Raw genomic sequence first — 20,477 nt, 5'->3', positions numbered from 1 at the left:
GCCGCACGGCGAGAGGTGTCCGTACCGGGTGGGGGCACGCGCCTCAGGTGTTGCTCGTGCCCCAGTCGTCCGAGCCGGTGCCGTTGCGCTCGCGCAGCGACCGCACCCGCTGGGCGACCGAGTCGGGCATCCGGTCGCCGACCTTGTCGCTCACCACGTGGTAGGCCTTGTCCGCGAAGTGCCGGCCCTGCTGCGCCGCCGACTCGGCGGTGTTGCGGACGGCCGGGTTCTGCGCGACCTGCCGCGCGGACTTCCTCAACTGCTCGTAACGCTCGCGCCCGGCCTTCGTGCCGAGCACGTAACCCACGGCGAGTCCGACGACGAATGTGAGCCGGTAACGCATGGCGGCCACCCTTCCCTTGCGTAGCTCTGACGGTGCCGGGGGGAACCGATTGGCAAAGCACCCCCCTGCTTGCGCTAATGTATGTGTCGCAGCGAGCGCACACCCCCCGGCGAGTACCCGGGTAGATGCGTTCGATGCAACGAGGCATTCCTCCGTAGCTCAATTGGCAGAGCAGCCGGCTGTTAACCGGCAGGTTACTGGTTCGAGTCCAGTCGGGGGAGCTCGGTCCTCCGTAGCTCAATTGGCAGAGCAGCCGGCTGTTAACCGGCAGGTTACTGGTTCGAGTCCAGTCGGGGGAGCATGGTGAACGAGGGCCCTTCGGGGTCCTTTTTCATGTCCGCACGCATGCCGGGAGATCTTCCGGGAACTCCCGGGAACCGTGCGCCACGCTGTGGAGTCCTTCAAGGTCGTGAAGGCGTCGCGGTGAGCCGACCAGCCGAGGCAGGAGATCGTATGACCGGCTATGCTGCGGCAGACGGCGCGCACACATGTACGCGACACGCCGTTATGGGGCGGTAGCTCAGCCGGTTAGAGCAGCGGACTCATAATCCGTCGGCCGTGGGTTCGAGTCCCACCCGCCCCACCAGTAATGTGCCCTGTCCTGGGGAGCGTCTCTTCGGTGCCTCTGAGTCACCTGCTCGGTCCCACTGGGGAGAATCCGCTGCTCACGAGTGCTGTCCGAGGTGTCACGGTGGGCGTCCGGGCATCCTTGGCAAGGCTCTGACCTGCAGCGATTCGAGACCAGCTTGGTTGCCGGGGGGCATGCGGCGCGGTCGAGGAGCAAGAGCCCGGGGACGCGAGGAAATGGAGCGGGCCGCAGGAAGCGGGGGCGGCCGGTCCGGAGGGGCCCACGATCTGATCATCGCGGCAACCGCCCTGACCACCGCACGCACAGTCGTCACCCACGACAAGCGAGCACGCTTCGACGACCTTCCCGGTGTTCGTGTACGCCGGTTGTGACGGGCCGGGCGATTGGCTGGTGGCACGTGCGCCTGTCTCGGCCGGCGGCTGCCCACCGAGTGACGGGAGTGGTGGCATCGCGCGGTGATCCGCCCCTTCTCGACTGGCACAAGGTGTGGTGCGAACCCTGTTCGTGTCCACAAAGCCCTGTCGAGTCCGACGCGCGTCAGTTCGGGACGGGGCGCCGAGGGTATCGCTTGCGGCTCCTCACAGGGGGTGGCTGAGATCTTCGGGACTCCCCGATCCGTCTTCGCGGTTGAATACCGGTGTGACACGGAAAGCGGTGGGGTTCGGCGAGGACGATCTGCGGGCGCTGGCCGGGGCTCGGTCCTTCGAGCGGGGACTGGGGTATCTGGACGCGGTGAGCGGTCTGGAGGTGGGGGAGGGCTCGGTCACCGCCGTGGTGCACGGTACGGAGGCCTACGAGGTGGAGCTCACCCTCGGCGGGGACGACGGGCCCTCGGGGTGGTGCGACTGTCCCTACGGACAGGAGGGCAACTTCTGCAAGCACTGTGTCGCGGTGGGGCTGACCGTGCTGCGGCGGGCGAAGACGATCCCGCGCCAGCAGGACGCCGCACGAGCGCGGGCCTCCGGCCTGGAAGCGTGGCTCACGGCGCTGTCCCGGGACGAACTCCTGGCGCTGGTGCGGGAGCAGATCGCCGAGTCCCGCCCGCTGCGCCGGCGCCTGGAGCTGCGGGCCGCCGCCGCTCGCTCCGACCTCGGTACGGTCCGGGACCGGATCCTGACGCTGATCGATCCGCGGCCCTTCGCACGGTACGGGTACGTCGAGTACGCCGATGCCCCGGCGTATGCGCAGCAGGTGGCCGAGGCGGCGGACGCGCTGCGGACCCTGACCGCCGACGGTCGGGCGGCGCAGGCGGTCGGTCCGGCCGAGGAGGCGCTCCGAGTGCTGGGGGAGACGTACGAGGAGATCGACGACTCCGACGGGGTGGTCGGCGAGGCCGCCGCTGCGGTGGCCGAGGCCCATCTGGAGGCCTGCCGAGTCGCCCGCCCCGACCCGGAGCGGCTGGCCGAGTGGCTGGCCCGCATGGTGCTCGACGACAGCAACGACGTGACGGACCTGGATCCGCTCGACTACGCCGACGTCCTGGGGCAGAGCGGACTGGCTCGCATGCGGCAGACGGCGGCCGAGGCGCTCAGGCGCAGGCCGTCCGACTGGACGGCGCGGTACCTGATGGAACGCCTGGTCAAGGCGGAGGGCGACGTCGACGCGCTGGTCGCGCTGCACGCACAGGACCTCGACCCGTCCGGTGCCACCCATCTGTGTATCGCCGAGGAACTGGAATCGGCGGGCCGTGCGGACGAGGCGCTCGCTTGGGCGGAGCGCGGACTGCGGGAGTGTGCCGCCCAGACGCACATCGACGGTCGTCTGGTCGACCATGTGTGCGCCCGATACGCGAAGGCGGGGAGGGCGGACGACGTGGTCGCGGTGCGGCGGGACCGGTTCCGTGTCGAGCGTTCCCTGGACGCTTACCGGCAACTGCGCGGTGCTGCCCGGTCGGCGGCGTGCTGGGAGGCTGAGCGCGTGGCGGCGCTGGCCGCCTTGAGGGAGGATGCCCGTCCTGATCGCGGCGGCCGGTACGGCGGACCCGTGCTGATCGATGTGCTGCTCGACGACGGGGACCTGGACGCCGCCTGGCGGGAGGCGGTCGGCCGGGCCGACGACCGGCAGTGGGAGCGGCTCGCCGACCTGTCGCGTGAGACGCGCCCGGCCGAGGCGCTCGCCGTGTACCGGCGGCTGGTCGACAGGTCGAAGGAGCCGACCGGGGACCGCGCCTACGAGCGTGTGGCACGGCTGCTGCTGGCCGCACGTGACTGCCATCGTGCCCTGGGGACCGAGGACGCGTTCGCCGTGTATCTGGCCGGTCTGCGGACGGAGCTGAACCGCAGGCGAAAGCTGATGAGCATCCTGGACCGGTACGGGCTGTGAAAGCGGGCGGGTCCGGCCCGGTCGTTCGATGTCCGAGGTCGATCGTGCGTACCGGTTGTCCCGTGAGCCGGGCGATATCCGCGAGCCCACGCGCACGGAGTTGCTGTACTCGGCCGCCGGCCCGGCTCACCGGCCGCCCTCGCCTTTACTCCTCGTCGTCCTCGTCGCGGTCGCCCTCCGCCTGGGAGGGTGTGGTCTGTGACGGGTTCCGGCCGTCCGTGGTGTCCTGCTCGTCGTCGCGCTCGCCCTCCGCCTGGGACGGGGTCTGGTCGCTCATCGTGGTGCCTCCTTCTGGCTGCCGAACGGGATCCCCGCGCCGAGTACCCCGCCCGCGCCGACGGCACCACACCACCGGGACCGGCGTCTCTCAGCGCTCGGCCCGCTCCAGGGCCGTCCGCAGGGCCGCGCGCACCTCGGGCGGGGGCGGCGGGCCGTCGCCGCACGCGCCGGCGGTCACCGCGGCGGCCACCGTGCGCAGCTTGGTGTTGGACAGCTGCGAGGCCTCCCGAAGGATGTGCCACGCCTCGTCCGGCGTACACGAGTGGAGGGCCATCAGGACGCCCCGCGCCTGGTCGATGACCGGACGGGACGCGATGGCCTGCCGGAGCTGCTCGACCTCCTCCTGGAGCATCCCCAGCCGTTCCGACCGCTCCACCGCCACCGCCGAGCGCACCGGCTCCGGCGTGCGGGGGCGGGGCGTGCCGTGCAGGGGAGCGTCGGTGTCCAGGCCGAGCAGCTCGAGGATCCTGCGCGGCTGGCCGGTCCAGTTCCGTGCCGTCACCGGCACCGCCCGCCGGTCGCCGTGGTCGCGCAGCAGCTCCAGGAACTGCAGTCCGGCCGTGTCCATGAAGACCACGTCGCCCATGTCCAGGTCGACCCGCCCGACGCCCGCGGGCAATGCGTCCAGGGCTTCGGCCAGGACGTCCGCACACCCGTGGACCAGTTCTCCGCGCGGGACGAGCAGCGCCCGGCCCGCCTCCACACGGCCGTCGATCACCAGGGTGGCCGGCCTCCCCGCCAGACGTGGTGGTGCCGCTGAGGTCATGTCACCGCCTTGTCCGTCCTCATCGATCCCCGACGACGCTCGCCACGTCACCCGGCCCCCGTCTGCTGGTGCGCCTGCCCGCCGTCCGGCGGGAGTACACCCGGCCGCGAGGAGTGACCGGCCCATGGACGGGTAAAGGCGTTGCCGGACACGGCCCGGCGCCTGCCCGGAGGGGCGGCCGTCGGGTGGCCGTCGTCCGGGTGCCGTCGGCGGGGGCCGTGCCGCCGGAGTCCTCGCCGGGTGCCGTCTCCTCGGGCGTCCCGTCGTGCGAGACGGCCGCCCCCCCCACCGCGTCGCGGCCGTCCGGCAGGGACGCCGCCGCGTCGACGAGGACCTCGGCGCGGGAGACGCCGTGGCCGTGGGACGCGGCGGCCAGGGCGCGGCGCGGGACGGCGAGGAGACGGTCGGCGACCCGGTCCGGTACGCGGCTGTGGACGGCGCCCGTGCGGCGGACGGAGGGCGGGAAGCCGGGCAGGGCGGCGCCGTCCACGACGTGCCGGAGGGTGCTGCGCGGGTCCGGGGCGGTGCCGACGGCGAGGACGACGACGTCGAGGAGGGGGTCAGCCGGACGCGGGCCGCGCGGCCCGCCGTCGGCCTCCTCGGCGGGTCAGTCGGCCAGCGGGTCCAGTACGAGAGGCTCGACCCCGCCCTCCATCATGGTGCCGAGACCCTGGACGGCGCACACGTCGGGCCGCTCCGCGATGTGCACCGGCATGCCGGTCGCCTGACGCAGCATCTGGTCGAAGCCGGGCAGCAGCGCACTGCCGCCCACCATCATGATCCCGCGGTCGGCGAGGTCCGCGACCAGGTCCGGCGGGCAGTCGCGCAGCACCTTGCCGATGCCGTCGAGCACGCCCGTCAACGGCGTCTGGATCGCGTGGCGCACCTCGGCGGTGTCGACCTTCACACTGCGCGCCATGCCGGTCGCCACGTCCCGCCCGTGGATCTCGGTGGAGGCCGGGCCCTGCGGGGTGAGCCCGTTGCCGGACAGGGCGAGCTGGAGCGGGCGCACCGACTGGCTGGGCAGCACCAGTTCGTGCTGGTGGCGCAGGAGCTGCACGATCGCGTGGTCGACGGCCTCGCCGCCGACCGGGATGCGCTCGGCGGTCACGATCGAGCCGAGGGAGAGCACCGCGACCTGCGTGGCGTGCGCCCCGCACACCATGACCATCGTGGCCTCGGGCCGCTCCACGGGCAGCCCGCAGCCGACCGCCGCGGCGATCAGGGTGTCGACGAGCTCCACCCGCCGGGCGCCGAGCCCGACCAGCGTCTCGATCGCCGCCCGCTGGGCCAGCGGGTCGGCGTCGTGCGGGGTGCAGACGGCGGCGCGCAGCCGGGGCTTGCGGCGCAGCGTCCGGCGGATCCTGTCGCCCAGCAGGTGCCGCAGCATGCGCTGGGCCATCTCGATGTCAACGACCGTGCCGCCGGAGACCGGCCGGACGACGCGGATGTAGTCGGGGGTGCGGCCGGTCATCTTCTCCGCGAGCTCGCCCACCGCGATGAGCGCGCCGGTGCGGGTGTTGACCGCGGCGGCCGACGGCTGGTCGACGACGAGTCCCGTGCCCTTCACGTAGACCCGGGTTCTCGACGCGCCGAGGTCGACGCCGAAGTGGCAGCGGCGCAGCTGCTCCAGAGTGGCGGTCATGGCAGTTCCTCCCGAGAGCGCAGACCGTGCGGGGCCGGCCGTGGGACCGGTCTCCTAGGCATCGTGCGCGGGTGCGGGGACGGGCGCCTCCTGGAGGGGGCCGGGCGGGGGTCCGCCGAACGGGGGACTGTGGCCGGGGCTCTCCACCGCCCGGCCGACGCCCGTGGGACCGAGCGCGGTGCCGGGGCCGGGGGACACCGCGGACCGCCGTCCGGACACCGCCGGCCGGTGGCGGGAACACGCCGGTGTGCCGATTCGTCACCATCCGTCAACTCCCGTGGGGCGCAAGGCATCTGAGACTCTTCGCAGCACTCCGTGAAGAGAGGCGACGATGAGCAGAGGACCAGTCAGACGCGGGGCGGCCCTCCTGTCGGCGGGGCTGATGATCGCGCTGTTGCCGGCCGGGCCGGCGGCGACCGCGCGGGAGGCTCCCGCGGACACGCGCACCCGGGCGGCCGCCCGTACCATCACCCTCGTCACCGGCGACCGGGTGACCGTCACCGGTCTCGGCGGCGGCCGGCGGACCGTCACCGTCGAACGACCGGCGGACGCCACCGGCGCCGTACGCACCCAGAGCGCGAACGGCGAGATCAGCGTCGTACCGGACGAGGCCCTGCCCTATCTGCGCGACGGGCGGCTCGACGAACGGCTCTTCGACGTCGACGCGTTGCTGCGCCAGGGGCTCGCCGACACCGAGACCGGCGAGCTGCCGCTGATCGTGACGTACGAGAAGGGCGCGCGGACCCTCACCCCGCGCGGCGCCGAGCGGACGCGCTCGCTGCCCAGTGTGCGCGGGGCCGCCGTCGAGGCGGACAAGGGGCGTGCCTTCTGGCGGGCGTTCACCGGGCAGGACGGCATCGACGGCGTGTGGCTCGACGGGCGGGTCACCGCCGACCTGGCCGGGAGCAACGCCCAGATCGGCACCCCCGAGGCGTGGGAGGCCGGGCTGACCGGCAAGGGCGTCACCGTCGCCGTGCTGGACAGCGGCGTGGACGCCGGCCACCCCGACCTCGCCGGACGGATCGCGCGGAGCCGCAGCTTCGTCGCGGGGGAGGAGGTCGCCGACCGGTACGGCCACGGCACGCACGTCGCCTCCACCGTCGGCGGCAGCGGCGCCGCCTCCGACGGCAGGGAGAAGGGCGTCGCCCCCGGGGCCACGCTCGCCGTCGGCAAGGTCCTGAACGACCAGGGCACGGGCAGCGAGTCCGAGATCATCGCCGGGATGGAGTGGGCCGCCCGGGACGTGGACGCCGACGTCGTCTCCATGAGCCTCGGCTCGACCGAGGCGAGTGACGGCACCGACCCGATGGCGCGGGCCGTGAACACCCTGTCCCGCGAGACCGGCGCGCTGTTCGTGATCGCCGCCGGGAACACCGGGGCGCCGTCCTCCATCGGCTCGCCGGGTGCCGCCGACGCGGCGCTGACCGTCGGCGCCGTCGACTCCGCCGACGAGGCCGCCTGGTTCACCAGCGCCGGCCCCCGCCACGGCGACAACGCGCTCAAGCCCGACCTGTCCGCCCCCGGCGTCGGTATCCTCGCCGCCCGGTCCCGGCTCAGCGGGGGCAGCGGCGACTACACCTCCATGGACGGCACGTCGATGGCCACCCCGCACGTCGCCGGGGTGGCCGCGCTGCTCGCCGAGAAGCACCCCGACTGGACCGGCGCGCGGCTCAAGGACGCGCTGATGTCCACGTCGAAGCGGCTCGACGCCTCCGCCTACCGGCTGGGCGCGGGCCGGGTCAGCGTGCCGGACGCCGTCGGCGCGCGGATCACGGCGACGGGCAGCGCCGATCTCGGCTTCCACGCCTGGCCCCCCGAGGACGACAAACCGGTGACCCGGACCCTCACCTACACCAACTCCTCCGACACCCCCGTCACCCTGAGCCTGTCCGCGCAGGGGGCGCCCGACGGTGTCGCCGTCCTCGCCGACACCTCCCTCACCGTCCCCGCGCACGGCACCGCGTCCACGACGGTCACCGGGGACGGTGCGAAGGCGCCGGCCGGGAACACCGGCGGGCAGATCGTGGCCTCGGCCGGCGGCACACCCGTCGCGCACACCGCGTTCGGGCTGGTCAAGGAGGAGGAGCGGTACACGCTCACCGTCCACGTCAAGGACCGCGCGGGCACGGCGACCGCGGCCGACCTCACCCTCCAGCGCCTCGCCGAGGGCGCCGACCCCGTCCCCGCCCACGTCGGCGGCACCGGCACCCTCACGCTGCGGCTCGCCCCGGGGACGTACAGCCTGACCTCCTTCCTCGACGTGCGCGGCGGCCACGGCGCCGACTCCCTCGGCCTCGGCTTCCTCGCGGCGCCCGAGGTCGTCCTCGACCGGGACCGCGAGGTCACCCTCGACGGCCGGAGACTGCGCGAGGTCCGCGCGGACGTCGGCCGGCGCACCGAGACCCGTCAGCTCCTCATGGAGTACGACCGCAGCGCGAACGGCTCCGACCTGTTCGGCGCGGTCCAGGTGCCCCCGGTGTACGACAGCGTCTTCGCCGCGCCCACGGAGAAGGTCACCCGGGGCGGCTTCGAGTACCGGACCGTGTGGCGGCTCGGCAAGCCGGCGCTGGACGTCAAGGGCATCGGCGAGGCCGTCGTGCAGGCCGGCGGCACGCTCACCGAGGGCCGCACCCGGCTGCCGCTCGTCGACGCGGGCACCGGCCCGTTCACCGGGGTGCGGGGCAAGGCGGTCCTCGCCCGGCTCACCGACGGCACCGAACCGGCCGCCCTCGCGCGGGCCGCCCAGGACGCGGGCGTGAAGGCCCTGTTCGTCACCGACGACGCGCCCGGCCGGCTGATGGCGTGGTGGGGCACGGACGACAACGCCGACCGGCCGTTCCCCGTCGCCACGGTCAACGCCGCCGACGCCGCCCGGCTGCGCTCGGCGGGCCGCGTCGACATGACCGGCACGCGCCACACCCCGTACGTGTACGACCTGTCCGAGGGGCACCCCGGCGCGGTGCCCGACCGGGACCTGACGTACGAACCGGGCGGGCGGGACCTGGCCGTCGTGCACACGAAGTACCACGCCGCCCGGCCGATGAGCGGCGGCGAGTACCGGTACTCGATCACCGGCACCTTCCCGGTCGGCCTCGGCTTCGAGGAGCGGATCGACTACCCGGCCGAACGGACCGAGTACGTGTCGACCGGGCCCGGCCAGCTGTGGCACGAGTCCGTGGACGTGGCCGACGGCGCGCTGGAGCAGCGCAGCGGACTGGTGCGCTACGAGGGCGGGTCGCGTCCGGCGCTCGACTGGTTCAGGCCCGTCTGGCACCCCTGGCTCGGCACCGGGCTCGGCCGGGGTCAGCAGCGCACCGGCGACCAGCTCCGGTTCGACGCCCCCGGCTGGGGCGACTCCGGCCCCGACCACACCGGCTTCGGCGACGTGTGGAGCGAGGGCAGCGGCATGTCCCAGACCACGGCGGTGTACCTGGACGGCGAACTGGTCGACGAGCGGCGGTCGTCCGCCGCGTACGTGTGGGACGCGCCCGCCGACGAGCACACGTACAAGCTGGTCACGGACACCGCGCTGGACGCGGACCGCTGGAAGCGCGGCACGAGGGGCCACGCCGAGTGGACCTTCCGGTCGGCCGCGCCGCCCGGGGACCGCTCGGTCCTCCTGCCCCTGATCAACCTGTCCTTCGACGTGGACACCGACCTCGCGGGCGAGGTGCGCGGCGGGCGGAAGCTCACGGTCGGGCTCGGGGCCTCGTACGTGGCGGGCGCCCGGGACACCGGGACGATCGGCGGCGGGAGGCTGGAGGTGTCCTACGACGACGGCACGTCCTGGACGCCCGTCCGGCTGAGCGCCGGTGCCGGGGCGTCCTGGCAGGGGACGCTGGACGTGCCGCGCGGTGCCGGGCACGTGTCGCTGCGGGCGTCGGCGCGCGACGACCGGGGCGGCTCGGTCACGCAGGAGATCGTGCGGGCCGTGGGCGTCCGGTAGCACGCGGACGGCGCCGCCTCCCTGGGACGGGGAGGCGGCGCCGTCGAGTCTTCCGGACCGTCAGACCAGCCAGCCGACGAAGTGGACGAGGCCGGCGAGGATGTCGGTGAGAAGGTTCATGATCGTGTGGCTCCTTGCGTGTTTCTTCAGTGGGACCCGCGCTCGACTACGGTCTGCAGCCCGTCGCTCGCGCACCGTGAGTATCTCTGTGCGCGTGCGTCTCATGCGATCTCATGACCGACGATCACCTGTTCCAGGGAACAACTGATCCCCTGTTCGAAGCCGCAGCACGCCCGGCTCGGCCGAGCCCTCGGCTCGCGGCTGGAGGTGACCACCCGTCACCTCCCTCTCCTCCGGTGGGCGCTCCGGGATCGCCGCCGCGGGCTCCGGTGCGGACGGGGCGCCGGTGGTCGGGCCCCGCCGCGGCGCCTCGCGTCGTCGAGGTGATCGTCAGGGCCGCCGGCCCCCGGTCGTCGTCCGCTGGAGCAGGCCCCAGGTGAACTCCGCGACCACCTCGTGCCGCCTCCCCTCCGCGTCCGGGGCGGTGAAGACCAGCCCCCACCGGGTGGGGGCCGAGCCCTGGAGCGGGCGGGCGGGGGCGAAGGCGCGGGCGGCCTCGTCGACCGTGCAGGACCAGGGGGTCAGGTCGTCCAGGGTGCGCAGCCGCGGAGACCCGGCGCCCGGCGCCCGGACCAGCCACTCGTTCCAGACGGCGCCCTTGTCGGCCACGAGCACCTCGAAGCGCAGGTCGGGCCAGAGGGGGAGCGGCCACTGCCGGGCCTCGCACTCCAGGTCCCCGATGCGGCGCGGGGCCGCCGACTCGGGCTCGCCCAGCACGGAGTGGTAGCGCGACGCGGCCGAACGGGCCCGCGGGGAGCGGAGCATCGCCTGCCAGCGGCGGTTGGCCTCCCGCAGGTCCGCGGCCGAGGCGCCCAGCGCGCGGCGGGCGTCCTCGACCAGGTCCGGGTTGTGGTCGGCCATGCGGCGCAGCAGCACCAGCTGGAGGTCGAGCGGCGTGAACGGGGCGGCGGGGCTCTCAGGGGACGGCATGCGTCCATCGTCGCCCGGCCGGGCAGCCCGCACCCGCGTGCCCATTGCCCCGGCAAACGCTGTATGAGTAGCCTGTGTTCGCCATTCCGACCGCCTGTTGATATCTCGAACATCGGGTATCGCCACCGCAGGCGCCTGAGACACCTAGGAGGGGGCCGGAGATGGGACGTCTCGTACCAGCCGTGACCCGGGCTCTCGACATACTGGAGCTCTTCCTCGACGGGGACGGCACGCTCTCCGCCCCCGACATCGTGCGACGGCTCCAGCTGCCGCGCACCACCGTGCACGAACTGGTCACCACGCTCGCCGCCCGCAAGTACATCGTCCCCGTGGCCGGCCAGCCCGGACGGTACCGGCTCGGTGTGCGTCCGTACCAGCTCGGAGCCCGTTACGCCGAGCACCTGGACCTGGCCGCCGAGGGTCAGCAGGTCGCCCGGACCGTCGCCGAGACCTGCGACGAGACCGTGCACGTGGCCATCCTGGAGGACACCGACGTCATCTACATCGCCAAGGTCGACTCCACGCACGCGGTGCGCATGGTCTCGGCGGCCGGGCGCCGGCTGCCCGCCCACTGCACGTCCGTCGGCAAGATGCTGCTGGCCTCCCTGCCCGAGCAGGAGCTCGCCACCCGCTTCCCCGACGGCGCCGCGCTGACCGCGATGACGCCGAACAGCATCACCGACCCGGCGTCGCTGCGCGCGGCCCTGGCCGAGATCCGCGAGCGCGGCATCGCGGTGGAGAACCGCGAGTCCAACCCGGACGTCTCCTGCGTGGCCGCGCCGGTCCGGGACCGCACCAACCGGGTCGTCGCCGCGCTGTCGATCTCCGTGCCCATGATCCGCTGGAGCGACGAACGCCGCACCGAACTGGAGGAACTCGCCGTGAAGGGCGCCGCCGACCTGTCCGAGCGCCTCGGCCACCGGAGCGTGGCATGACGTACGAGGTGGCGGTACGGGCCGAGGCGGCCCTCGGCGAGGGACCGACCTGGGACGCGGACGCGGGCCGGCTGATCTGGGTGGACATCCTGGGCTGCCGCGTGCACACCTACGATCCCGTCTCCGGGCGGCGGACGGTGCGCACGACCGAGCAGCACGTGGGCGCGGCCAAGCCGCGGGCCGGCGGCGGTCTCGTCCTGAACCTGCGGGACGGCATCGGCGTCGTCGACCCCGACGGGACCTTCCGCACGCTGCGCCACGACCCCGTCCCCGGCCGCCGGGCCAACGACGCCGCCGTCGCCCCCGACGGCAGCCTCTGGGCCGGCACCATGCGCTACGACGAGGCCCCCGGCGGCGGCACGCTCTCCCGCCTCACGGGCGACGGCACGGTGACGACCGTCCTGGACGACGTGGCAGTCAGCAACGGCACCGGCTGGAGCCCCGACGGGCGGCTGATGTACTACATCGACTCGCCGACCCGCCGGATCGACGTCTTCGACCACGACACCGGGACCGGCCGGGTCACCGGCCGGCGCCCGTTCGCCAGCGTCGAGGAGGGCGCCGGCTTCCCCGACGGGCTCACCGTCGACGCCGACGGCTGTGTGTGGGTGGCGCTGTGGGGCGGCTCGGCGGTACGCCGCTACACGCCGGACGGCACGCTGGACCGGGTGATCGACCTGCCCGTCCCGCTCGTCACCGCCTGCGCGTTCGGCGGCGCCGGGCTGACCGACCTGTACATCACCACGGCCCGCACCGGGCTCACCGCCCCGCACCCGCTCGCCGGGTCGGTGCTGGTGGTGCCCGGAGCGGGCGAGGGGCTGCGGCAGCCGGCGTTCAGGGGCTGACCGGGGGCGTCCCGGCGTCCCGGCGCGCGCCGGGACGCCGCCCGGCCCGGGACGCCGCCCGGCCCGGGGTGTCGTCCGGCCCGGGTTGCCGTCCGGCGCGGGGCGTCGTCCGGCTCGGGATGTCGTCCGGCGCGGGGCGCCGGCGGCCCGCTCCCGCCCGTCGGCGCCCCCACCGCACCAACGCCCCGCTTCCGCCGGCTTCCACCCGCTCCCGCCCGCGTCGGCGCCTCCGCGCCCGGTGCCCCCCGTGCCCCCGTCCCCGCCGACGCCCGAGCGTCCGCCCCGTTCAGGCGCCGGTGCGGTCCAGGGCGCGCAGGGTCTCCCGTTCCGACGGGGTCAGCGGCGGCTCGGTCGCCGGGGGCAGCGGGGGGCCGGCCAGCGCGGCCAGCAGGGTCGCCGGGCGCAGGACGCGCTCCGGGCCCGCCAGGACGCTCGTGACGTCCCACAGCGCGGCCGCCGCCGGGAGGGAGCCGGCCGCCGTCCTCGTCAGGCGCCGGGTGTACGCGGCGACCAGGCGGTCGACGGCGTTCGGCTTCCCGCCGCGCGCGCCCGGGTACCTGACGTCCTGTCCGACCGCCACGGCCCACGCCGCGTCGACCGGCCGGGCCGCCCCGCGCTGCACGCGGCGGGCGAGGCCGGGCGCGGTGACACCGGCCCGCCGCACCTCCCCGGCGAGCACCCGCGCGCCCAGCGCGGCCACCGACATGCCCTGCCCGTAGACCGGGTTGAACGCGGCCAGCGCGTCGCCGAGGACGACGAACCCCTCCGGCCAGTGCCGGGCCCTCTCCACGTAGCGCCGCACATTGCCGGTGCTGCGGCTGACGTGCACGCCGGTGAGCGGCTCGGCGCCCGAGACCAGGCGGCCGACGATCGGGTCGGGCAGCTCCAGGGCGTACGCCAGGAAGCCCGCCGGGTCCGTCGGCGGCTCGCCGCCCCGGGTGCCGCCGAGGCTGACCATCCAGCGGTCGCCCTCGATGGGCAGGACCATGCCGCTGCGGCCCGGCCGGGACGCGTACGGGTCGGCGTGCACGACCGTCAGCGGGAACCGCCCGGCGCCCTCGGGCACACGGTAGACGCGGGTGGCGTTGACCAGGCCGGAGTCCACGGTCCGCTCCCGCACGCCGGTCACGCCGAGGCCGTCCAGCCAGACCGGCAGCCGCGAGCCGCGCCCGCTCGCGTCGACGACGAGATCGGCGTCGAGGACGTCCTCCCCGGCGCCGTCCGCCGCGACGCGGACCCCGGTGACGCGCCCCGGACCGCCCGTCAGCCCCCGCGCGTCGGCCCTGCGGACGCCGACCCCGGTCCGTTCGAGCACCGCCTCGCGCACCGTCCAGTCCAGCAGCGCCCGGCTGCACGTGATCATGGCGGGGCCCTCGGGGCGCCAGCGCCGCAGCCAGCCGTCGGGCGTGAGCGCCAGGGTGCCCGAGCTCAGCGACACCTCGTGCGCCCCGGCCGCGAGCAGCCGCTCGCGCATCCCGGCACCGGGAAGGAGGTCCTCCACGGCGGCCAGGCCCCCGGCCATCAGCAGATGCGCGTGCCGCCCCTGCGGCAGGCCCCGGCGGTGCTCCGGCCCGTCCGGCAGCTCGTCGCACTCCAGCACGATCACCTCGTCCACCGCGGTGGACAGCGCCGCCGCGGCCAGCACGCCGGTCAGCCCGGCACCGATGACGACAGCTCTACGGGACACGGTTCTCCTCCGGTTCGGCCGGGCTGCGGCCAACTCCCGCCGGACCCGGGCGGGTTCGGTCATGGAGCCGGCCGTGGGCGGACCTCACCGTACCTTCACGCGCGGTGTCGCCGGCCGACTCGGCCGTCCTTGCCTCCCGCGGCGGCCGCGGATGCCCGCCTCCGCCCGCGGCCGGCGATCCGGAGAGTCTCATTCCGTGAGAAAAGATCGCCACCGCTCAAAAGTCCTGCGCAACTTATTGACGTAGAACCGCTCCCACCTTACGTTTCCCGTTCGAAGTTACGAGCGTGTTTCGAGATTTCGAACCATCGGGGCGAACACTCACCCCCCGACAGGGACGACACCGACAGATGGGGCAGGGCATGGGACGACCTGGCCTGGATCGCAGGCACTTTCTGGCCGCGGCGGGCGGCCTGACGGTCGCGGGCAGCTTCGGCTTCGCGGCCCTGGGCACGGGCGCCGACGCCCTGGCCTCCGACGCGGCCACGCGGGTGCGCTACTGGAACCTCTTCAGCGGCGGCGACGGCTACAACATGATCGCGATGCTGGACTCCTTCCGTAAGGACAACCCCGGCATCGACGTGAAGGACTCCACCCTCCAGTGGGGCAGCCCCTTCTACACCAAGCTCGCCATGGCGGCGGCCGGCAACCGCGCGCCGGACCTCGGCGTCATGCACCTGGGCCGGGTGACCGGCTTCGCGCCGGGCCGCCTCCTCGACCCCTGGGACGTCAGGCTGCTCGCCAAGTACGGCGTGCGGGAACAGGACTTCAACCCCGCCCTGTGGAAGCGCGCCGTCATCGACGGCAAGCTCTACGCCCTCCCGCTCGACATCCACGTCCAGCTCTGCTTCTACCGCAGGGACGTGCTGAAGAAGGCGGGGCTGCTCGGGAGCGACGGCCGGATGGTCCCGGTGACCTCCACCGAGGAGTGGTTCGACGTCCTGAAGGAGGCCAAGAAGGCCACCAGGAAGGGCCTGCAGACCCTCGGCCTGCACGTCAACGACCTCAACGTCCAGTGGTGGATGTTCGTCACCTTCTACACCCAGCTCGGCGGCACCTGGTTCGACGCGGCCGACACCGAGGTCACCTTCGACACCGACAAGGCCACCGAGGTCCTGGAGTTCCTGCGACGGCACATCACCGACGGCTACTCCGTCGCGGGCGCCGCCGACGCCGAACAGTTCGTCAACGGCGCCCCCTTCACCTGGGAGGGGAACTGGTCGGTGCCGGTCTTCGACACCGCGAAGCTGGACTACGGCGCCACCCCGCTGCCGCCTGTCTTCGGCAAACGGGCCACCCACGCCGAGTCCCACGCCTTCGTCCTGCCGCACCAGTCCGGCCGGGGCGGCGCCGAGAACGAGGCCGCCCACCGGCTCGCCGCCTACGTCGTGCGGCACGCCCAGCAGTGGGCCGGCGGCGGGCACATCCCCGCGTACACACCGACCCTGTCCACGGCCGCGTACCGCAAGCTCCGGCCGCAGAGCGAGTACGTCTCCGCGATGGACCACCAGGCCACCGAGCCCAAGGTGTGGTTCGCGGGCTCGACCGGGCTGCTCGCCCAGCGCCTCGGGCCCGTGGTGATGGCCTCGACCGCCGGGTCCGCGGGGCCGGGGACCGTCGCCCGCCGGATGAAGGGCGTGCTCACCGAACTGCTCGCCATGAAGAACCCGATGGACGGCAGGACCGCCGCACAGGGAGGTGCTGCCGCATGACGACGACCAGCGCTGAAACGATCATCCGCCCGGCGCGCGCGAAGACCGCCGCGGACAGCGCCACCGTCCGCCGCAGGCAGGGCTTCCAGCACGGCGGCTGGTTCGTCGCCCCGTTCCTCGCCCTGTTCGCGCTCTTCGTGATCTGGCCGCTGCTGCGCGGTGTCTACCTCAGCTTCACGGACGCCAACATCTCCGGCGACGGCGCGAGCTTCATCGGCCTGGACAACTACCGCGAGGCCCTCCAGGACCCCCTGATGTGGGACTCGCTCGGCCACAGCGCGTACTTCACGCTGCTCGTCGTGCCCTGCATCACGGTCCTCGCCTTCTTCCTGGCGATGCTCGCCCACCACATCGAGCGCGGGAAGTGGCTGTGGCGGCTGTGCTTCTTCCTGCCGTTCCTGCTGCCGTCCACCGTCGCCGCCAACCTGTGGCAGTGGCTGTTCAACCCCGGTACGGGCATGATCAACCATGTCTTCGGCATCGAGACGCCGTGGCTGAGCGACAAGTCCTACGCGATGCTCGCGGTCGTCATCACCACCCTGTGGTGGACCGTCGGCTTCAGCTTCCTGCTCTACCTCGCCGCGCTCCAGGGCATCCCCGCCCACCTCTACGAGGCCGCCAAGCTCGACGGCGCGAACGCCTGGCACCGCACGGTCCACATCACCCTGCCGATGCTGCGCAGCATCACCGGGCTCGTCGTCGCCCTGCAGATCCTCGCCTCGCTCCAGGTCTTCGACCAGGCCGTCGTGATGCAGGACTTCGGTCCCGGCCCCGAGGAATCGACCCGCACCTTCGTGCAGTACACCCTCGAACAGGGCTTCACCAGCTACCGCGTGGGCTACGCCTCCGCGATCTCCATCATCTTCTTCGTGATCATCGCGGCCGTCGCCCTCGCGCGGATGTGGCTGCTGCGCAACCGTGAGGAGGGCGGCCGATGACCACCGCCGCAGCACAGATACGGACCAAGCCCCGCAGGGCCTGGACGACCGGCCAGATCGTGCTCACCCTCCTCGGCACGGCCGTCTCCGCGGTGTTCCTGGCGCCGCTCGCCTGGGCGCTGTTCACCTCCCTGAAGTCGGAGACCGAGGCCGTCGAGGTGCCGCCGCACTGGCTCCCGGAGGACTGGACCGGCCAGGCCTGGTCGGCCATGTTCGAGAACGGCAACATCACCGACTGGTTCGTCAACTCCCTGGTCGTGTCCGTGTGCGTGACGACGATCGTGCTGCTGGTGAGCGCCCTGGCCGGCTACGGCTTCGCCCGCACCGAGTTCCGGGGCAAGGGCTTCCTGATGGGCCTGGTGATGGCCGGCCTCATGGTCTCCCCGGCCGTGCTCGGCGTGCCCCTGTTCACCACCGTCCAGCAGATGGGCATGGTCGACACCTACTGGGGCATGATCCTGCCGCAGTGCGCGCCCGCCGCGATGGTCTTCATCCTCTACAAGTTCTTCCAGGGCATCCCGCGCGAACTGGAGGAGGCCGCCTTCATCGACGGCGCCGGCCGCTGGCGCGTCTTCTTCACGATCATCCTGCCGCTCTCGCGCCCCTCGCTCGCGGCGGTCGGCATCTTCACCTTCATCAGCTCGTGGAACAACTTCCTGTGGCCCTACATGGTCACCAACAACCCCGACCTGATGACCATGCCGAACGGCATCGCGACCGTCATGAACTCCTACGGCATCCAGTGGGCCCAGCTGATGGCCGGCGGCCTCATGGCGGGACTGCCGCTGATCGTCGTCTTCGTCTTCTTCCAGCGCCAGATCGTGGCGGGTGTCGCGCACACCGGCCTCGCCGGCCAGTGACCGGTCCGACAGGAGCCCTCCGCATGAAGCGCTTGAGACTCGCCACCGTGCTCGCCGCCGCCGTCCTGGCCCTCCTCCCGGCCACCGCGCGGGCGGACACCGCCTACCCCGACCCCCGGCCGGTCACCGGCCAGCAGATCATCCACGACCCCACGGTCGCCCGCCTGAAGTCGGGCGGTTACGTGGCCTACTCGACCGGCGGCGTCATCGGCGCCCGCACCTCGAAGGACCGCGTCCACTGGGACGACGCGGGCAACGCCTTCGACCGGCCGCCGAGCTGGTGGTACGAGTACAACGCCACCGGCGACCCGTGGGCCCCCGACCTCTCGTACCGCGACGGCCGCTACTGGCTCTACTACGCGGTCTCCTCCTGGGGCACCAACCACTCCGCGATCGGCGTGGCCACCTCCCCGACCGGCCTGCCCGGCACCTGGACCGACCACGGCAAGGTCTTCACCTCCGAGACCACCGACACCTGGAACGCCATCGACCCGTCCGTGATCCGGGCCGACGGCAGGCTGTGGATGGCCTTCGGCTCCTACTGGTCCGGCATCCGCATGGTCGAACTGGACCCGAGGACCGGCAAGGCCGTCGCGAACGCCACCGTCCACCACCTGGCGACCCGCCCGGACGAGCCCTACGCCGTCGAGGGCCCGGCCGTCGTCAAGCACGGCCGCCACTACTACCTCTTCGCCTCCTACGACGCGTGCTGCTCCGGCGTGAACAGCACGTACAAGATCAAGGTAGGCCGCTCCACCTCGGTCACCGGCCCCTACACCGACAGCACGGGCCGGCCGATGCTGGAGGGCGGCGGCGATCTCCTCCTCGCCGGCCACGGCCGCTACGCCGGCACCGGCGGCCAGTCCGTCTTCCGCGACCGCGGCAAGGACTGGCTGGCCTACCACTACTACGACGCCGAGGACGAGGGCACGCCCAAGCTCGGCCTGAACGCCCTGACCTGGACCAAGGACGGCTGGCCGGTCGTCCGCTGAGGCCGCGACCGGACCCGCTCACCCCCCGGAGCAACAGAAACCCCCGAAAGGACGCAATGCGCACCGCCCGCTTCACCCTCGACCCCGCCTTCACCGTCGGCGAAGTCAACCCCCGCCTCTTCGGCTCCTTCGTGGAACACCTCGGCCGCTGCGTCTACACCGGCATCTACGAGCCCGGCCACCCCACCGCCGACGCGGACGGCATCCGCCAGGACGTGCTGGAACTGGTCCGGGAACTCGGCGTGACCGCCATCCGCTACCCCGGCGGCAACTTCGTCTCCGGCTACAAGTGGGAGGACTCCGTCGGCCCGGTGGAGGACCGCCCCCGCCGCCTGGACCTGGCCTGGCGCTCCACGGAGACCAACCGTTTCGGCCTGTCCGAGTACATCTCCTTCCTCAAGAAGGTCGGCCCCCAGGCCGAACCGATGATGGCCGTCAACCTCGGCACCCGCGGCGTCGCCGAGGCCCTGGAACTCCAGGAGTACGCCAACCACCCCTCCGGCACGGCACTGTCGGACCTGCGCGCCGAGCACGGCGACAAGGACCCCTTCGGCATCAAACTGTGGTGCCTCGGCAACGAGATGGACGGCCCCTGGCAGACCGGCCACAAGACCGCCGAGGAGTACGGCCGCCTCGCCGCCGAGACGGCCCGCGCCATGCGCCAGATCGACCCGGGCGTCGAACTCGTCGCCTGCGGCTCCTCCAGCCAGGCCATGGACACCTTCGCCGAGTGGGAGGCGACGGTCCTCGAGGAGACGTACGACCTCGTCGACTACATCTCCCTGCACGCCTACTACGAGCCGCTCGACGGCGACGTCGACTCCTTCCTGGCCTCCGCCGTGGACATGGAGTCCTTCATCGAGAACGTCGTCGCCACCTGCGACCACATCGGCGCCCGGCTCAAGTCCAAGAAGAGGATCAACCTCTCCTTCGACGAGTGGAACGTCTGGTACCTGTCCCGGACCGAGGCCGAGGTCAGCGCCCTGGACTGGCCCGAGGCCCCCCGCCTGCTCGAGGACAACTACAGCGTCACCGACGCCGTCGTCTTCGGCTCGCTCCTCATCGCCCTGCTGCGCCACGCCGACCGCGTCACCGTCGCCTGCCTCGCCCAGCTCGTCAACGTCATCGCCCCGATCATGACCGAGCCGGGCGGCCCCGCCTGGCGCCAGACGACCTTCTTCCCCTTCGCCCAGGCATCGAAGTACGGCCGCGGCGAGGTCCTCGACGTCCGCGTGGACTCCCCGACGTACGAGACGAAGAAGTACGGCGAGGCCGACCTGCTGCACGCCACCGCCGTGCGCGCCGAGGACGGCACGGTCACCGTCTTCGCCGTCAACCGCTCCCGCACCGAGTCGCTGCCGCTCGACGTCGCGCTCGCCGGCCTCGACCTGACCGAGGTCGTGGAGCACAGCGCCCTCGCGGACGCCGACCCCGACGCCCGCAACACGCTCGCCGAGCCCGAGCGGGTCGTCCCGCACCCGGTCGAGGGCACGGCCCTGGAGGACGGCAGGCTGTCCGCCGTCCTGGAGCCGCTGTCCTGGAACGTGATCCGGCTGGGCTGAGCCCGC

16 protein-coding genes and 3 tRNA genes are annotated in these 20,477 nt (G+C 73.1%); 12 read left to right on the top strand and 7 right to left on the bottom strand.

What is annotated here, in order from left to right; translation table 11 throughout:
- Positions 1-43: 43 nt before the first annotated feature.
- Positions 44-343, bottom strand: coding sequence for a YtxH domain-containing protein (locus ACIRFH_RS08635; protein ID WP_403518207.1), 300 nt, complete (start codon positions 341-343; stop codon positions 44-46).
- A 148-nt stretch (positions 344-491) separates the two neighbouring features.
- Between ACIRFH_RS08635 and ACIRFH_RS08630 the strand changes: the two genes are divergently transcribed.
- From ACIRFH_RS08630 to ACIRFH_RS08615, 4 genes are all read left to right on the top strand, one after another.
- A tRNA-Asn gene (locus ACIRFH_RS08630) sits at positions 492-564 on the top strand.
- Between the two features lie 5 nt (positions 565-569).
- A tRNA-Asn gene (locus ACIRFH_RS08625) sits at positions 570-642 on the top strand.
- A gap of 210 nt (positions 643-852) precedes the next feature.
- Positions 853-929: transfer RNA gene (locus ACIRFH_RS08620), tRNA-Ile, on the top strand.
- 642 nt (positions 930-1,571) lie between these two features.
- Positions 1,572-3,254: an SWIM zinc finger domain-containing protein gene (locus ACIRFH_RS08615; RefSeq protein ID WP_403518205.1), complete on the top strand. Its 1,683-nt coding sequence runs from the start codon at positions 1,572-1,574 to the stop codon at positions 3,252-3,254.
- A gap of 145 nt (positions 3,255-3,399) precedes the next feature.
- On the opposite strand, the gene ACIRFH_RS08610 is transcribed toward ACIRFH_RS08615, so the two are convergent.
- The 4 genes from ACIRFH_RS08610 to ACIRFH_RS08595 all read right to left on the bottom strand — a co-directional run bounded on the left by ACIRFH_RS08610 (position 3,400) and on the right by ACIRFH_RS08595 (position 5,944).
- Positions 3,400-3,531 (bottom strand): hypothetical protein, encoded by a 132-nt coding sequence (locus ACIRFH_RS08610; RefSeq protein WP_403518203.1) that lies wholly within the window; start codon positions 3,529-3,531, stop codon positions 3,400-3,402.
- A gap of 90 nt (positions 3,532-3,621) precedes the next feature.
- Positions 3,622-4,299, bottom strand: coding sequence for an ANTAR domain-containing response regulator (locus tag ACIRFH_RS08605; protein WP_403518202.1), 678 nt, complete (start codon positions 4,297-4,299; stop codon positions 3,622-3,624).
- Between the two features lie 19 nt (positions 4,300-4,318).
- Positions 4,319-4,789 carry a hypothetical protein gene (locus tag ACIRFH_RS08600; protein ID WP_403518200.1) on the bottom strand — a complete coding sequence of 157 codons (471 nt, stop codon included), beginning with the start codon at positions 4,787-4,789 and terminating at the stop codon, positions 4,319-4,321.
- Positions 4,790-4,906: 117 nt separating this feature from the next.
- Positions 4,907-5,944, bottom strand: coding sequence for a rod shape-determining protein (locus ACIRFH_RS08595; protein WP_403518198.1), 1,038 nt, complete (start codon positions 5,942-5,944; stop codon positions 4,907-4,909).
- Positions 5,945-6,275: 331 nt separating this feature from the next.
- On the opposite strand from ACIRFH_RS08595, the gene ACIRFH_RS08590 reads away from it, so the two are divergent.
- Complete coding sequence (locus ACIRFH_RS08590) at positions 6,276-9,890, top strand: S8 family serine peptidase (protein ID WP_403518196.1); 3,615 nt, start codon at positions 6,276-6,278, stop codon at positions 9,888-9,890.
- Positions 9,891-10,340: 450 nt separating this feature from the next.
- Here ACIRFH_RS08590 and ACIRFH_RS08585 read toward each other — a convergent pair whose 3' ends face one another.
- Positions 10,341-10,940: a hypothetical protein gene (locus ACIRFH_RS08585; RefSeq protein WP_403518194.1), complete on the bottom strand. Its 600-nt coding sequence runs from the start codon at positions 10,938-10,940 to the stop codon at positions 10,341-10,343.
- A gap of 161 nt (positions 10,941-11,101) precedes the next feature.
- Between ACIRFH_RS08585 and ACIRFH_RS08580 the strand changes: the two genes are divergently transcribed.
- Together ACIRFH_RS08580 and ACIRFH_RS08575 are read left to right on the top strand one after the other, a co-directional pair.
- Positions 11,102-11,875: an IclR family transcriptional regulator gene (locus ACIRFH_RS08580; protein WP_403518192.1), complete on the top strand. Its 774-nt coding sequence runs from the start codon at positions 11,102-11,104 to the stop codon at positions 11,873-11,875.
- A complete protein-coding gene (locus tag ACIRFH_RS08575; RefSeq protein WP_403518191.1) occupies positions 11,872-12,720 on the top strand; it encodes an SMP-30/gluconolactonase/LRE family protein in 849 nt (282 codons plus the stop codon). Before ACIRFH_RS08580 ends, ACIRFH_RS08575 begins: the two co-directional genes overlap by 4 nt.
- A 286-nt stretch (positions 12,721-13,006) precedes the next feature.
- Here the strand turns inward: ACIRFH_RS08575 and ACIRFH_RS08570 are convergent, their stop codons facing one another.
- A complete protein-coding gene (locus ACIRFH_RS08570; protein ID WP_403518189.1) occupies positions 13,007-14,407 on the bottom strand; it encodes an FAD-dependent oxidoreductase in 1,401 nt (466 codons plus the stop codon).
- Positions 14,408-14,769: 362 nt separating this feature from the next.
- Here ACIRFH_RS08570 and ACIRFH_RS08565 point away from each other — a divergent pair, with 362 nt between their 5' ends.
- The 5 genes from ACIRFH_RS08565 to ACIRFH_RS08545 are packed head-to-tail and all read left to right on the top strand — an operon-like array spanning position 14,770 to position 20,471.
- On the top strand, positions 14,770-16,119 hold the full coding sequence (locus ACIRFH_RS08565; protein ID WP_403518187.1) for an extracellular solute-binding protein: 1,350 nt from the start codon (positions 14,770-14,772) through the stop codon (positions 16,117-16,119).
- On the top strand, positions 16,116-17,057 hold the full coding sequence (locus tag ACIRFH_RS08560; protein WP_403518185.1) for a carbohydrate ABC transporter permease: 942 nt from the start codon (positions 16,116-16,118) through the stop codon (positions 17,055-17,057). Before ACIRFH_RS08565 ends, ACIRFH_RS08560 begins: the two co-directional genes overlap by 4 nt.
- Positions 17,054-17,917, top strand: coding sequence for a carbohydrate ABC transporter permease (locus tag ACIRFH_RS08555; RefSeq protein WP_403518184.1), 864 nt, complete (start codon positions 17,054-17,056; stop codon positions 17,915-17,917). Before ACIRFH_RS08560 ends, ACIRFH_RS08555 begins: the two co-directional genes overlap by 4 nt.
- A 23-nt stretch (positions 17,918-17,940) precedes the next feature.
- Entirely contained in the window at positions 17,941-18,909 is a 969-nt protein-coding gene (locus tag ACIRFH_RS08550; protein ID WP_403518182.1) for an arabinan endo-1,5-alpha-L-arabinosidase, read from the top strand.
- A 56-nt stretch (positions 18,910-18,965) separates the two neighbouring features.
- Positions 18,966-20,471, top strand: a complete 1,506-nt coding sequence (locus tag ACIRFH_RS08545) for an alpha-N-arabinofuranosidase (protein WP_403518180.1) — start codon at positions 18,966-18,968, stop codon at positions 20,469-20,471.
- Positions 20,472-20,477: the final 6 nt, after the last annotated feature.

Source organism: Streptomyces sp. NPDC093586 (assembly GCF_044764905.1).
GTDB lineage: Bacteria > Actinomycetota > Actinomycetes > Streptomycetales > Streptomycetaceae > Streptomyces.
This window is presented reverse-complemented; position numbering and strand designations above follow the sequence as displayed.